This is a genomic window from Glaciecola nitratireducens FR1064 (genome assembly GCF_000226565.1).
In the GTDB taxonomy this organism is placed as follows: domain Bacteria; phylum Pseudomonadota; class Gammaproteobacteria; order Enterobacterales; family Alteromonadaceae; genus Glaciecola; species Glaciecola nitratireducens.
In genome coordinates, this window is the sequence record NC_016041.1 from 2,777,192 (window position 1) to 2,790,677 (window position 13,486).

Here is a 13,486-nt window from a genome sequence, read left to right on the forward strand (position 1 = left end):
ATTGGAAAGCATTATGTTTGTAAACCTTACACGTAAATCTTTGCTTGCCGTTTTTTTCTCTTCACTGGTTTTTACCGCCTTTGCTGAAGATAAAAAAGATGACGCAAAAAAAGATGATGAAAAAGATAAAGAAACACTTACTCAAATACTAGAGAAAAAAGACGCTTTTGACGGTTTCGTCAACATCTATCGCGACAAAGAGGATGGCAGTGGTTTAGTCGTTTTTGATGAGTCACAGTTAAACAAGCCCTTCCTCTATTTTGTGTCCACTGTTGATGGCGCTGTTGCTGCTGGCACTTTTAGAGGCCAATTTAGAGGCTCTCGCTTAATTGAGTTTCGTCGTAATTACGACAGAATCGAAATCATTTCAACTACGCCTAGATTTTACTTTGACCCAGAAAATGCGGTCAGCAAAGCATCTGATGCGAATATTAGTGAAGCTGTTTTGGTTTCAACAAAAATAGAGCACGAAGAAGACGGTAAAATCGCGATCTCTTTAAGCGATTTATTCGCTAATGAAGACTTACACAAAGTATCGCCAACGCCGTCGGACAATCCAGAAGCGGAAAAACGCCGCTTTAAGCCGGGCAAATTGTCAAAAGACAAAACCAGCATCAGCGAAATCAAAAACTTCCCGGAAAACACCCACGTTGTGGTTCGCTACGTTTACGAAAACAGCACGCCTAAAGTTGACGGTGGTGATGAAGTTTCTGACCCGCGTTACACAACGCTACACATTCAGCACGCCTTTATTAAAGCGCCTGAAAACAACTTCAAGCCACGCCGTGACGATGCCAGAATAGGCTACTTTTCACAGCAGTTTGACGACTTAACGTCTGACCAAACAGCAAACTACCGCGACGTGATCAATCGCTGGGATCTACAAAAGAAAAACCCAGGCGCTGAAGTTTCTGACCCAGTGAAACCAATCACTTGGTGGATTGAAAACACGACTCCGCTTGAATGGCGTGACACAATCAAAAACGCGACTCTGGCGTGGAACAGCGCTTTCGAAAAAGCCGGCATTAGCAACGCAATCGAAGTAAAGGTTCAGCCTGACGATGCAACCTGGAGCTCAGACGATGTTCGCTACAACGTATTACGTTGGACCTCTTCACCTCGCCCTCCTTTTGGCGGTTATGGACCCAGCATATCGCACCCATTAACAGGGCAGATTATTGGTTCTGACATCATGTTGGAATACAGCTTTATGAAAGGCCGCTGGATTGCCGGTGAAATGTTCACCGACGGCTATGCTTCGTTAAGCAATAGCTTACAGGGTGACGAGCGCATGAACTGCTCTCTCGGCCATGAACTCAACCTCGGTATGATGTTCGGTCAGTATGCAGGAATGGCTGACGGCATGGGCAAAATTGAAGAAGAAAAGCTACTGCGCCAATCTATGGCATACCTCATTCTTCACGAAGTAGGCCACACCTTAGGCTTGAACCACAACATGATGGCATCGCAACTGCACGGTCATGAGGAAGCCCACGATGATTCAATTACCAAAGGCATTCTTGCTGGCTCAGTGATGGACTATCCATCGGTTAACTATGCACCCGTTGGCAAAGAACAAGGTGACTTCTACACAGAAAAACCGGGTCCTTATGATGACTGGGCAATTTTATATGGTTACTCAGAAGCACTTGCCGATCCAGAGCAGGAAGAAAAGCGCCTAACAGCTATTTTAAGCCGCTCTGCCGAGCCAGAACTAGCCTTTGGTAACGATGCCGACGATATGCGCTCTGTTGGCCGTCACGTTGACCCTCGCATCAATATTTTTGATATGTCGGGTGAAGCCGTTGATTATGCGCAAGACCGTTTTGAACTTATCAAGCATATGGCTGGCAAGCTAAAAGACAAGACGCTAGTAGACGGTCGTTCTCACAACGATCTCACTGTTGGCGTTAACGTTCTGTTTGGTGAATTTGCACGCCAAGCTTCTGTTGTTTCACGCTACATCGGTGGTGTTTATTTGAACCGTGCGTTTGTGGGCCAGCCTGGTTACACGCAGCCGCTAACACCGGTGCCTGAAGACGAGCAACAAAAAGCGATGAATACGCTAATGAACTTTGTATTCGCACCTGATGCCATTGATGAAATGTCACCTTTGTTTGCGTTCATCCAGCGTCAGCGTCGTGGTTTCAGTGGTTGGGGACGCGATGAGTCACCTCGCCTGCACGACATGCTGCTAGGTGCACAAAAGAACGTACTTGATCATGTTACGCATCCAAATGTGTTAATTCGCCTTACTGACACAACACTTTACGGCAATACTTTTACCGCTGAGAAAATGATGAGCCGATTAACGGACGCTATGTTTAAGGCTGATATCAAGGGCGATGTAAATTCGTATCGTCGTAACTTGCAGGTTGAATACGTAGACCGTTTAATCAAAATGTCGGGCTTAGAGAAAGACAGCGGTTATGACAACTTCGCGCAAGCATCTGCTATGTATGAGCTTGGTCGAATTGCAGATATGGTTGAGAGGTCGCGCGGTGATCAGGCGACTAAAATTCATAAAGCGTTTTTGAAGGATAGGATTGAGCGGGTTTTTTATAAGGGGTAATTCTAAATCAGCACGGGGCGCAACAGGCGCCTCGTGCTGCACCAATCAGAAGGTATGCAACAAAGCCCTACGGGATCATATTCTCACTTTCTACTTTATCTTGCGTGAAAAACTCTTTTAAACGCATCCAACTTTTTTTAATTAAATGCGGAATGAGTAGCCTCAATGGCATCCTCAATAGATGTCCTCGCCAATATAAAATGAACTGCGCTACAGGCGTCTTCCAGTCGCGACAAGAGCTATGATTAGGTTGGAATACACTGATAAAACAAAAATCTTGAACAGCCCCCATCAGTTTTGAATTGCATCGTAAACTTTCAGTGTCAAAATTATCTAGGTTAGTGTTAAAAAGAAGATATGAATAACGCAATGCCAGTCTTACATAATTGTATAGTCCAAGCTCATTGGATCTGGCTACTAACTTAGCAAGGAAATGCTTCTTTTCGTTCGCATTATATTCTTGCTGAAAATGCTGCAATAACAAATGTATGTCAGACATGTCTCGTAACCCGTGATGAAACTCACTTTCCGTAAACAAATGTACGGCTGTGTGTATCAGTAAGTCGATATCACTTAGGGTATTCACGCTGCCAACGTGCTCTACCGTGACAATTTCTGTATGAAATTTTGAGGCCTCTGGACTATCAGCATTTGTCGGAGGAAGTATATTGTGATGCACATCTAGTACCGTGCCCCTGTGTACATGAGTCAGTGGGGGTATTTCATGCATCCACGTTCGATAATATTCCTCATCATAATCCTCTATTTTGGTTTGTATCCAATTCGAAAACTTTAAGGTTTGTTCTATTTTTTGTAGATCGAATTTTTTAACCAGTATATCGATATCGGAAAACGTTCTGCCATTAGAGCAAGGTAAGTTTTTAGTAATATATGCAGCACCTTTCAAAAAAATAGTACTGGTATTTAGGCCATGCAAGGCTTTAGCTAACTCGTAAAACTCTCTTTCTGCTTGCTTTCGTTGTTTTTGAGCAATTTTATATGCAGAGTCTAGGTGCCAAATGACTCGAGCTGATGGCGTCACACTTTCAACATCGCATAAATATTTTAAGCGGCCTACTAGCTGGCTAGCGTTAGCCTCTTTTAGAACTTGTTGCCATTGCGCATCGCTCAGGGTTTTAAGCTTATCTGGAGTTGAGAGCAGAGATATGAGTATCGACATTATAAATCCACCAGCTCGGAGAAAACGTGATTGGCTTCGTCAAAATCGCTGTATTCAAATTCATAGCATTGTACTTTATTTAGCAGTCTTGATATGAGTTCGAAAGCTTCGACACCAAGAATATGGTAATTAAAACTCTGGTCTATGATAATTTGAAATGCAGCCAATTTGTCAATCGGACGTAACGTAGCTTTGCTATTGGCAACATACTTTGGAAACACAAAGCTATGTAATTTCGCTGGCTCAGACATTCTATCTACACTGTCTTTTGGCGGTTTTAGTAATGAAACCGTTCCTTTATGAGTATCTTTGGCAATTGTGCTAAATACAGAACCCTCGACATAATTCTTAATAACATCAATGGAGTTATTTTTTAAGTTAATTGGTCTAGTGCAAGGATAAACAAGCTCATTCAGCAAAGAAATAAGCCCTAATTCGTCCGAAAACAAACGCCAACCATTGTATACGAGTGCCGCGGTCAGCGTGCTTTTGCCAGAGCCTGGTGCGGCAGGCATAACAATGACGTGACCATTTTTTTCAATTGTTCCGGCATGTAATAATAAAAACTGATGTGCCTTCGTTGCAACACACCAATTCATGCCCCATTCGAGCATGGCGAATGCATTATCTTTAGGTAGAGGTTTGAAGGGCGCAAATTCATCTAAGAAAAAGTCTACCTGAGGTTTAATGAAACGGCGAAGCTTTGAACGAGTGGTTATAGTGATATCAAAATCTACAAAGTCGTGTTTATTAACGCTAGGGTAGTCGCAATACATAGTCCGTACGTTATCTATAACCCGTTGATGATCGGTATTGATGGTAAAAGAAAACGGGCCAATTGGGAGGTTTAATTTAGTGAACATAGCGTTGAATACGTTACCTGAAGTGCAATAGCAGAAATGTTATATCTGAGACGCAATCGATGTTAAATGTCTTTTTCAACGATGATACCAGAGTTTAATGCTTCTGATATAAATTGTTCAAACTGTTCTTCAAGTTCATCTGTTTGTTCGTTGAATTGTTCACAAAAGACTGTGAAAAGATCCTGCTTTTTTTGCGGGGCAACCTTCAGTAGGCTTAGTACTAATTCATAAGGAAATTCTAAAAAGTGTGTATCTCCGCTAAAACTATTAAAGAGGGCTAGGCCCTCTTTAAATGTGCTTATCGAAATGTCTTGCTCAATACTCAACAAGGTTATTAAATACCAAGTTAAAATTTATCTCTATTAGCGTCTTCTAACCAACTTTGCGTTTGTGTCATTATTTCACTGATCGTTGTGTCAAAATAAAAGTTAGCGTGCAGACCATTGAACTGAGGGCTAAGCTGATTATTCCCTCCGAATAAAAAGTCTTTTTTAGCAGCCTCCCATAATTGCAGGTTCAATATTGCCACTGTGCGTTGCTTTAACAAACCACTCTCTCTATTTGTAACACCTGTGTTAGCCTTGCTATAACCATTTTTCTTGTCGTTTATAGCGTCACCAACGGTCCCGCTCAAATTGCTATAATACATACCTAAGGAACCGGAATAAAGGTCTGAAAGCTTGGTATCTTTCGTAATTGCGGGAATTAGAGCCCAAAACCCATTATTCATCGCATGGCCATTACTCCACGCGCCTCCACTGTAACCAAGCAGTAAACAAGGACCTGTCATGCCTTGGCTAGATGTATTATTTGATAAATTTCCAGAGAGTGAACATTGGCCGGCCCAAACGGGACGACTTGATACAGTAGCAATCAATGCTGACCCTGCGACTGCTTTCTTGAAAAAACCGCGACGACCAGCAGTTTTCACACTATCATCACTTTTCACTTCATTGTCCTTTGACGCCGATGTGTCATTTTTGTGTACCATTTTCATCATTCCTCTAAAAAATATCCAGCGCGAGTGTCAGTATAATTTACAATCATGCTTTATAACAGCCTATATGCGAGATATAAGCAATTTCCATGCCTAAAAAGCCATAGCAAAAGCTGTCAACACACTTCAAAATTCAAGTCGCATTTTGGGTAAGCGCGACAGCTTAACCGGTTTAATGAAATACAAGGTAAGTGTTACCGGTAATATGCTTGATACCACTTTACGAACTTCTCAATACCTTCATCTAAAGTGGTGTTCGGACGATATCCCACGTCTTTCACCAAGGCTTCTACATCAGCATAAGTGTCGGGCACGTCTCCCGGCTGCATTGGCAACAGATTCTTTTCAGCTGTTTTACCAAGGGCTTTTTCGATTGTCTCGATAAACGTAAGTAAATGCACTGGCGTTTGTGCACCAATATTATACACTCGCCATGGTCCTTTACTTGAGCTTGGAGAGGGCGACTTAGCATCCCAGTGCAGATTAGGTTTTGCAACATGCATCATGGTTTTAATAACGCCTGATACAATGTCGTCAATATACGTAAAATCACGGCGATGATTACCATAGTTATAAACATCAATGGGTTGGCCTGCACTTATCGCTTTCGTAAACTTGAACGGTGCCATGTCTGGGCGTCCCCAAGGCCCATAAACCGTGAAGAAGCGCAAACCCGTTGTCGGTAAATTATACAGGTGGCTATAGGTATGAGCCATCAATTCATTTGCTTTTTTACTTGCCGCATACAAGGAAACGGGGTGATCAACATTGTCATCAACACTGAACGGCATCGCTTCATTGGCACCATAAACTGAGCTAGATGACGCATATACTAAATGCTCAACCTGATTATGGCGGCAACCTTCGAGTATATTCATAAAACCAACAATATTCGCATCGATGTATGCGTGCGGGTTTTCAATCGAGAATCGAACGCCAGCTTGGGCCGCTAAATGAATAACGCGAGCGAATTTATGCTCTTTAAACAAGGCTTCCATCGGCTCTCGATGTGCAATATCCATTTTAATAAATCGAAAGCGAGCCGCGTTTTCATGCTCTGCAATCCAATCTAAACGTGCGTCTTTAAGCGCTGTATCGTAATAGTCATTGATATTGTCTATACCAATAATATCCACGTCCATATCGAGCAATTGTCGACATGTGTGAGCACCTATGAAACCAGCAGCGCCTGTTACTAGAACTTTCAATATTTTCTTCCCATAATTTGCTTGTGAGTATTGTATCTAGCAGTCCAACGTAATTATAGTGTTAACTTGACTGTAAATGATAAAACAGCACTTAGGCAATACCATTTTTCAGTTAAAGCGCTGATATTAAGAACTATAATTTTATGTCAATCGTCTCTGCTAACTTCCTAAGCTCTCGCACTGGAATAGCATAACTAATACCACTTGGGTTGGTTAATGCAGCTTCTTTACCTTCTGACACAAATACTTTATTGATGACCGCAATAACTTCATTCGTACTGCTATTGAAAACAGGGCTGCCGCTATTTCCAGGATATGCAGTCGCGTCCAACTGATAGATAAAGAAAGGTGTTTTCAATCGCTTTAACATTTGAACCGTTAATTGGTCGGCATTTCTCGCAGGGTTTATGTCAGGTGCAATGGCTGCAACAATACCTTGGTGAGTTGCGGGGTAAAGTCCGAGTATTGCCCCTATTGGAAAACCTGTAAAAAATATTGACGTTCCCTCATCTACTAGCTCATCGCTAGCAATTTTTACTGCAGGCAGCGTGTCGTTAATTGAGAGTATGGCGATATCATGAACGGGATCAATTGCTAACACTTCCATTGTATGGATTTTAGGAGATGGACCGCTACCGCTTAATGCAACATAGTTCTGCACTATGCTCGGATCTAGCTCCTTTGCTACCACATGGTAATTGGTCACTACATACTTGCCATTACCCACCACAAAACCCGTGCCTAACAGCTGAGGTGATCTAGACTGAATGGGAGCATACATAGCAATCCCAACTACAGAAGGTTTAATTTGTTTGATTGAGTCAACTAATGTACTTTGCTGCAATGCCGAAGCATTCAAAGAAACCATCAAGAAGACTAGTGTCGAAGTTACTATCACCCCTATGTGCGAGCGGGCTTTTATCCATTTATTATTTAGCATTTCCATTCTCTTCAATGACGTTGTAAGTTAGCATAACTAAATTAGCTAACTTATCCAAATCAAAGATTGCCTGTGCTTAGAGAATTTGCCCATTTACTAACCTCTCCTATTAATCAAACGCTATTAATAGTGCTGGTTATGTATGCTGTGTCATTCAAGTTTACGCATTCAAATAAAACCATTAAGGTCGTTTCATTGATGGCTGTGTTATGGCTGTACCTTTGCTCTCAGCCTTTTTTCAGCTACATGTTGATGCAACCGATAGAAAACAAATTTCCAGTTATTAAAGCGAATGACAAGCAGTGGCAATCAGCTGACGCTATTTGGGTGTTAGCTTGCAGTCACTACAATAATCAAGCCCTTCCCGATGTTAGCCGCTGGAACGACTGCGCGCTTAAAAGATTAGTGCATGCCTATATGATGTATAAGGTTAAACCAACTACTATTGTGCTAACTGGCGGAGATTTTAGTGAACAAAGTGACTTCGACTATGCAGAGCGAGCCAAGACCTTTTTAGTATCATTAGGCGTTGAACAGAGCGATATTCTTACGATACCAAAAGGCACTCGGACATCTGAAGAACTCAATGCACTGCAGTCAACAGTAACGTTCACCAAACTCGCCGTAGTATCGTCTGCAAGTCACGGAATGCGGCTATCCACGCTGCTCGATAATCAAACCACATTTGAATACGTATTTATTCCAGTTGCTCATCTAAACGTAAACGACACGCCAATAAGTTTCGGCCTACCTCAACTAGGAAGCATAGAAAAAAGTAGCAGAGCTTTTTACGCTTATTTTGCAAACATTGAGCTTTGGTTTAATGAATAGTAAAAATTTTTCAATGACTTAAGACTCCTTTATAGGTGCACACTGCTACTTAAACAGCAAAAAAAGTATGTAAATACATCTATTGTATTAATCTCCATACAGTCTACAAATCGCGTTTACCGTAGTATAGATATCATATAAGACGGGACGGCAATTTATGAGCATCCATTCAATACAACAACGACTTTTTCCTAACGCTGTGACAAAAAGACGGTCTAACAAGCTTGTGGCGTTCATCAAGAAAAGTTGGGGCTCTTACCAAAAATTAAAGGAAGCACACGAAATAAGCTATCACTTTTCTCAGTTTCTAGCGCCTGTGATTGCCAACTCCCACCACAAAAAACAATGCGTTTACGGACTTAGACACAATGTTTATTGCGAAGAACTTAATTTTGAACCCATTAAAGATGACAAGCAGGAAATAGACGAGTTTGATGCGTTTTCTGAATACTGCCTTATTCAGCATGTGCATTCAGAGGCATTTGCAGGCACAGTCAGAGTAGTTAGCCCTATGAAAGAGGGAGAGCTACTGCCGATCGAAAAGTACTGCATGAATACCATTACAGACGATAACTTCTCGCCTACCAACTTCAAAAGAGCGGAAATATGCGAGATTTCACGATTAGCAGTACCAGCCGCTTTTAGACGTAGAAAAGCAGATCATTTTATTGGTGCAGCCACTGGAAATATAAATAAATTTATTTATTCAGAAACTGAATTGCGGTGCTTTCCCTTTATTGCTGTGGGGCTTTATTTCTCTGCAGCGGCCTTAGCGCTAAAACTAGATAAAAAACACGCGTTCGTTATGATGGAGCCGAGACTAGCAAAAAGCATGGGCTATGTGGGTATTAAATTTAAACAAATAGGCCCTGTTGTTGACTACCACGGCAAGCGTGCTCCTTACTATATCAATGCGGATTTACTTTATTCTAATCTGAGCAAGGGCTTTAAGGTTATGTTAGAGAACATTCAAGAGCATATTGATGGGCAGAAGATAGAACTTTAATTTGTTCTTTATCATTTAGGTTAAAATAAGACATAAAAAAACCCGCTCAAATGAGCGGGTTTTTAATATGTAAGAAGTATTACTTGTTACGACGGCGAGCTGCGAAAGCTAAGCCGAATAGACCTAAGCCCATGAATGCTAATGTGCTTGGAGCTGAAATTGTTGCAGCTTGGACTGTTCCGTCACCAGTTAATGCATATAGTTTTTGGGTAGAAAACGTCGGATCATTTCCTTCACTAAAGCTTGAACTCAATCCTCGAGTATTTGCTTCATACATCAAATTGAAAAAAGGCAGGAAATTGTTCTGAGCGATTCCACCGGTAACATCAACAAGGAATTGGCTACTACCCGCAGCTAATGCTTGGTCATAAAATAGTGCCCCGAAATCTGGAGTATAACTAAACTCTTCAAGCATTGTAGACAACCACAATGTACCGTTAGTCGCCTGCCCTACCTCTGTAGCGATTGTAGCCGCATTCGCAGTAGCCGCAGCAGAGACATCAAACTCACCAGCATTGTCATAATCTAAATATATATTTAACCAAGCTGCGTCAGCATTAATTTGTGGCGTTAAACGTGGACCAAAGACCGTGTCTTCCATTGTGATATCTTCAAGAAAAATACCACCGAAACTGAACGTCAACTCACAGCCTGAACAGCTTGGGTTACCACCGTTTCCTGTGTTCATCAAGAACTCGCCAATACCTACAAGCTCTGGCCTGTCACCGAGTAAACTGGTCAAATTCGTCATTGATGGAGTAACCGCATTTGCGTCTACCGCTGAGTTAACACCTGCACCAGTGTCTTGGCCAGTTGCTGTATTAGTGGTCGTCCACCACTGTGTATAATCTACTGTCGATTCAAAGTTAGGCTGACCTGCAAGTGCATCCCAATAAACGCCACCCGCAGCAGATACAACACCTGCATTCGCCGACGAACAAGCTAATGCAAGAGTTGCTGCCAATGCTAGTTTTTTCATTTCATTATCCTTTGGTTAAAATTAACTTTCTCTATTTAGTCTAAGCACACTTCATGCCAATTATTAAGCCGCTGTTTTTAATGGCTATTTTTTTTCAAATTAATTTCGCTGTAAAAAATATCGACACCTTACAAGTACTTTTTCAATCTTAGATTAATTTCAACCTTCAATTTAGGATCTACTGTCCTAATGTTTTTTAGTACTCTTACTGCGTTTTCTTTTTGCCCAACACCATATAGTGCATCCGCATAGTTAAAGAAAATATTAATATCCGTCGGGTTATTTTTAAGCGCTAACGCTAAAAGACTTTGCGCAGTTTTGTAGTTCTCTTCACGCAAATAGGTTTGTGCTAACGTATCTAAAAAATTGGAGTTAGTTGGAAATAAATCAACAGCCTGTTGCGCAAAATTTCTTGCCTGTGAAATCTCTCCCTTCTGCAAACTTAGCCAAGCAATATTATTCATCGCTACGGCATTTTTAGGATATTTCTGTAAGAGCATCATATATTCTTCAATTGCAGCGTCAGGATCTGTCCACATTAATACGTCAGCTTTAAGCATTTTAGCTAGTGCATCATCAGGAAAGCTAATCAAATGACTATTAATTGCTTCAATCGCTTTGTCACTTTGTAACATACCCAAATATGCATTATTTACCTGAGATAAATGAAAAAAGTTGGGTTCATTTTCATATGCAGCAATTAAAAGAGGTAAAGCTTTGTCATACTTTTTTGTCAGCAGCAAATAACGACCGTACTGATTTTTGTAAAACAGGCTTTTTTGCACCTCAGGAGATATACTTGTCAATACTCTTTTAGCTATCGCTTCATCTCCCAAGTCAATTGCATATTGTGCGGCGAACAGGCTAAACAATTCGTTATCTTTAAAACGTAAAAGTCCTTCTTTTACCAAATTATAAATTCCAGGAACAAGCCTTTTTGCTTGAGGTTGAGACAATAGCTTAATATATGCAAAGGCATCATTTGGCTGAATCCTTACCCAAGATTCAAGCAAATTTACGGCATTTTTATGCTGTTCATTGTAGGTGTATGCATCTGCTAAAAACACCCAAATTGCTCTTGGTGTGTTTGCTGTAAATTGGTGATTTTTTAGAAGCTCAATAACCTTCAAAGATAGTTTTGCATCGGTTAGAGCCTGCGCATACCAAAACTTGTATGCCGCTTGATTATCAAATTCGTATGCTTTCTGGAAAAACGGTAAAGAACGCTCTGGCTCGCCAATTTTAATATTAATAGTTCTCATTGTTTTCAATAGTGAAACATTGAGAATATTGTCGCTAAGCGATTCACTCAGTGTTTTGTATGAAGCATCATAATCATTGTTTTCAAATTGCTGTATTGCAATAAAATTTGAGCTTATAGCTTCATTCTTTGACAGTGTTTGAATCTTGGCAGCTATCGCTAAGGCTTCATCATTCTCTTCAAGGTTCGCGTGCGATAGCATAAGAGCGTTTAACGCCATTAAAGAGTTTGGCTCAGTCTGCAAATACTTAAGGCTCAATGTTTTGGCTTGCTCAAAATCTTGACTATTAAAATAATAAGAAACCAACGTGTAAAGGCTATCTGCACTTGGGTTTACTTTAAGTTCATTTTCTACCACTTCAATTGCAGTCACGTTACCCATCTTCACCAACGCCCTAGCTATACTAGTATTGCTACTCATACCTTTTTCAATGATCTGTTGTTCGAGTTTTTCAGCCATATCAAACTCGCGATTTGCAAGTAAGTTCTCAATTGTCGAAGCCGTGATATTGGGAAATGACTCAACGCCACTCTCGCGTTGCATTAAGGTTTCGGCCACATCGGCTTCATACCCTAATTTTAATTTCGTATACAAATAGGCAGCGTTAAACGATGCGTCTCGTTGAATATCGCTCCCCATTGTCTGAAAATGTTGATAAGCAGCTTCGTAATTTTGAAGAGACATTGACGATAATGCAGCGATACCTCTGACGGTTGAATCTGAAATTCCATAAGTAATCGCTAGCTCAGAGTTTCTTTTCGCGTTGACATAATCCTCGTCCGCATAGTCAATTAAACTAAGTAATTTGGTTACAACGGGTTGTTTTTCGTATTTTTTTGATAGTTTTGCCAGAATAACCTTAGCTTCATCATATTTTTGAAATTGTATTAATGCTTCGCTTTTATATAACTTCACTAAGTCAAAATTGATACTCGATTTTAGAATAAGGTTATATTCATCTAGGGCTGCTTCATTTTCGCCACTTTGATAGTGTGCTAACCCATTAATAACGCTTACAAACGGAAAGTACGCTTCTTTATTTTTGATTTGAGAAAACTGTTCCGTTGCGACAGTAAAGTTCTCTAGTGAATAAGCAATCAAACCGTCTAATAATAATTTACTATCCTGCGTTATCAACTGAGGAATAACTGGGTCAACAACATCATTGAACCGGTTGGTGGAAGAAAACGTTATGAAAGCTTTTAATACTTTTGATAAATCAGTAGCTTTATCATCCAATTCAATATCGATGATTCTAAATCCATCTTGTTGAAAATAAATAGCTAACAATAATTGCTCTTGCTCTTTCGGAGTATGTTTTCGCAAGTCCGTAACCCTAATCAACTCCTTTTCGGACTGTATAAAATCACCATTTTTAAAATAAGCATCTGCGAGTAAACTCCTCGCATCATCATTGTTCTTATTTTTAACGACAACATCTTTCAGCACGATAATGGCTTCAGCGTAATTCGACTCTGCAATAAGCTTTTGCGACTGTTCAACTTGCTCTTCCTCTTTGGGCTCAGAACAACCAATTAAGGACACGGTGAATAAAGAAATTAATATAAATGAGGATAGTTTGCGCATAAACCTTCTTCCAGTGAGGTATTGTTAGGGCAAAGGCTATATGAATACTAAAAGTAAATCA

11 protein-coding genes are annotated in these 13,486 nt (G+C 40.6%); 3 read left to right on the plus strand and 8 right to left on the minus strand.

Features of this window, described 5'->3' with window-relative positions:
* The first annotated feature begins 13 nt into the window (after window positions 1-13).
* Window positions 14-2,572: a zinc-dependent metalloprotease gene (locus GNIT_RS11985; RefSeq protein ID WP_014109488.1), complete on the plus strand. Its 2,559-nt coding sequence runs from the start codon at window positions 14-16 to the stop codon at window positions 2,570-2,572.
* A 67-nt stretch (window positions 2,573-2,639) separates the two neighbouring features.
* On the opposite strand, the gene GNIT_RS11990 is transcribed toward GNIT_RS11985, so the two are convergent.
* From GNIT_RS11990 to GNIT_RS12015, 6 genes are all read right to left on the minus strand, one after another.
* The gene (locus GNIT_RS11990; protein WP_014109489.1) at window positions 2,640-3,752 is read right to left on the minus strand and encodes a nucleotidyltransferase domain-containing protein; all 1,113 of its coding nucleotides are present in this window, start codon (window positions 3,750-3,752) and stop codon (window positions 2,640-2,642) included.
* Window positions 3,752-4,615 carry an HprK-related kinase A gene (locus GNIT_RS11995; protein WP_049786935.1) on the minus strand — a complete coding sequence of 288 codons (864 nt, stop codon included), beginning with the start codon at window positions 4,613-4,615 and terminating at the stop codon, window positions 3,752-3,754. Before GNIT_RS11995 ends, GNIT_RS11990 begins: the two co-directional genes overlap by 1 nt.
* A gap of 62 nt (window positions 4,616-4,677) precedes the next feature.
* On the minus strand, window positions 4,678-4,941 hold the full coding sequence (locus GNIT_RS12000) for an HPr-rel-A system PqqD family peptide chaperone (protein ID WP_158307652.1): 264 nt from the start codon (window positions 4,939-4,941) through the stop codon (window positions 4,678-4,680).
* A 20-nt stretch (window positions 4,942-4,961) separates the two neighbouring features.
* Entirely contained in the window at window positions 4,962-5,606 is a 645-nt protein-coding gene (locus GNIT_RS12005; RefSeq protein WP_014109492.1) for a hypothetical protein, read from the minus strand.
* A gap of 200 nt (window positions 5,607-5,806) precedes the next feature.
* Window positions 5,807-6,820: an NAD-dependent epimerase gene (locus GNIT_RS12010; protein WP_014109493.1), complete on the minus strand. Its 1,014-nt coding sequence runs from the start codon at window positions 6,818-6,820 to the stop codon at window positions 5,807-5,809.
* Between the two features lie 133 nt (window positions 6,821-6,953).
* On the minus strand, window positions 6,954-7,766 hold the full coding sequence (locus GNIT_RS12015; RefSeq protein ID WP_014109494.1) for a S1 family peptidase: 813 nt from the start codon (window positions 7,764-7,766) through the stop codon (window positions 6,954-6,956).
* Window positions 7,767-7,832: 66 nt separating this feature from the next.
* Here GNIT_RS12015 and GNIT_RS12020 point away from each other — a divergent pair, with 66 nt between their 5' ends.
* Together GNIT_RS12020 and GNIT_RS12025 are read left to right on the plus strand one after the other, a co-directional pair.
* Entirely contained in the window at window positions 7,833-8,591 is a 759-nt protein-coding gene (locus tag GNIT_RS12020; RefSeq protein WP_014109495.1) for a YdcF family protein, read from the plus strand.
* A gap of 157 nt (window positions 8,592-8,748) precedes the next feature.
* The gene (locus tag GNIT_RS12025; protein ID WP_083822448.1) at window positions 8,749-9,597 is read left to right on the plus strand and encodes a PEP-CTERM/exosortase system-associated acyltransferase; all 849 of its coding nucleotides are present in this window, start codon (window positions 8,749-8,751) and stop codon (window positions 9,595-9,597) included.
* Window positions 9,598-9,676: 79 nt separating this feature from the next.
* Here the strand turns inward: GNIT_RS12025 and GNIT_RS12030 are convergent, their stop codons facing one another.
* Entirely contained in the window at window positions 9,677-10,576 is a 900-nt protein-coding gene (locus GNIT_RS12030; protein WP_014109497.1) for a PEP-CTERM sorting domain-containing protein, read from the minus strand.
* A gap of 128 nt (window positions 10,577-10,704) precedes the next feature.
* Entirely contained in the window at window positions 10,705-13,425 is a 2,721-nt protein-coding gene (locus tag GNIT_RS12035; RefSeq protein ID WP_014109498.1) for a tetratricopeptide repeat protein, read from the minus strand.
* Window positions 13,426-13,486: the final 61 nt, after the last annotated feature.

Bases quoted from the DNA above. Each gene is read 5' to 3' on its own strand.
- GNIT_RS11985 (WP_014109488.1), top strand. From the start codon at position 14: ATGTTTGTAAACCTTACACGTAAATCTTTGCTTGCCGTTTTTTTCTCT.
- GNIT_RS11990 (WP_014109489.1), bottom strand. From the start codon at position 3,752: ATGTCGATACTCATATCTCTGCTCTCAACTCCAGATAAGCTTAAAACC.
- GNIT_RS11995 (WP_049786935.1), bottom strand. From the start codon at position 4,615: ATGTTCACTAAATTAAACCTCCCAATTGGCCCGTTTTCTTTTACCATC.
- GNIT_RS12005 (WP_014109492.1), bottom strand. From the start codon at position 5,606: ATGGTACACAAAAATGACACATCGGCGTCAAAGGACAATGAAGTGAAA.
- GNIT_RS12015 (WP_014109494.1), bottom strand. From the start codon at position 7,766: ATGGAAATGCTAAATAATAAATGGATAAAAGCCCGCTCGCACATAGGG.
- GNIT_RS12025 (WP_083822448.1), top strand. From the start codon at position 8,749: ATGAGCATCCATTCAATACAACAACGACTTTTTCCTAACGCTGTGACA.
- GNIT_RS12030 (WP_014109497.1), bottom strand. From the start codon at position 10,576: ATGAAAAAACTAGCATTGGCAGCAACTCTTGCATTAGCTTGTTCGTCG.
- GNIT_RS12035 (WP_014109498.1), bottom strand. From the start codon at position 13,425: ATGCGCAAACTATCCTCATTTATATTAATTTCTTTATTCACCGTGTCC.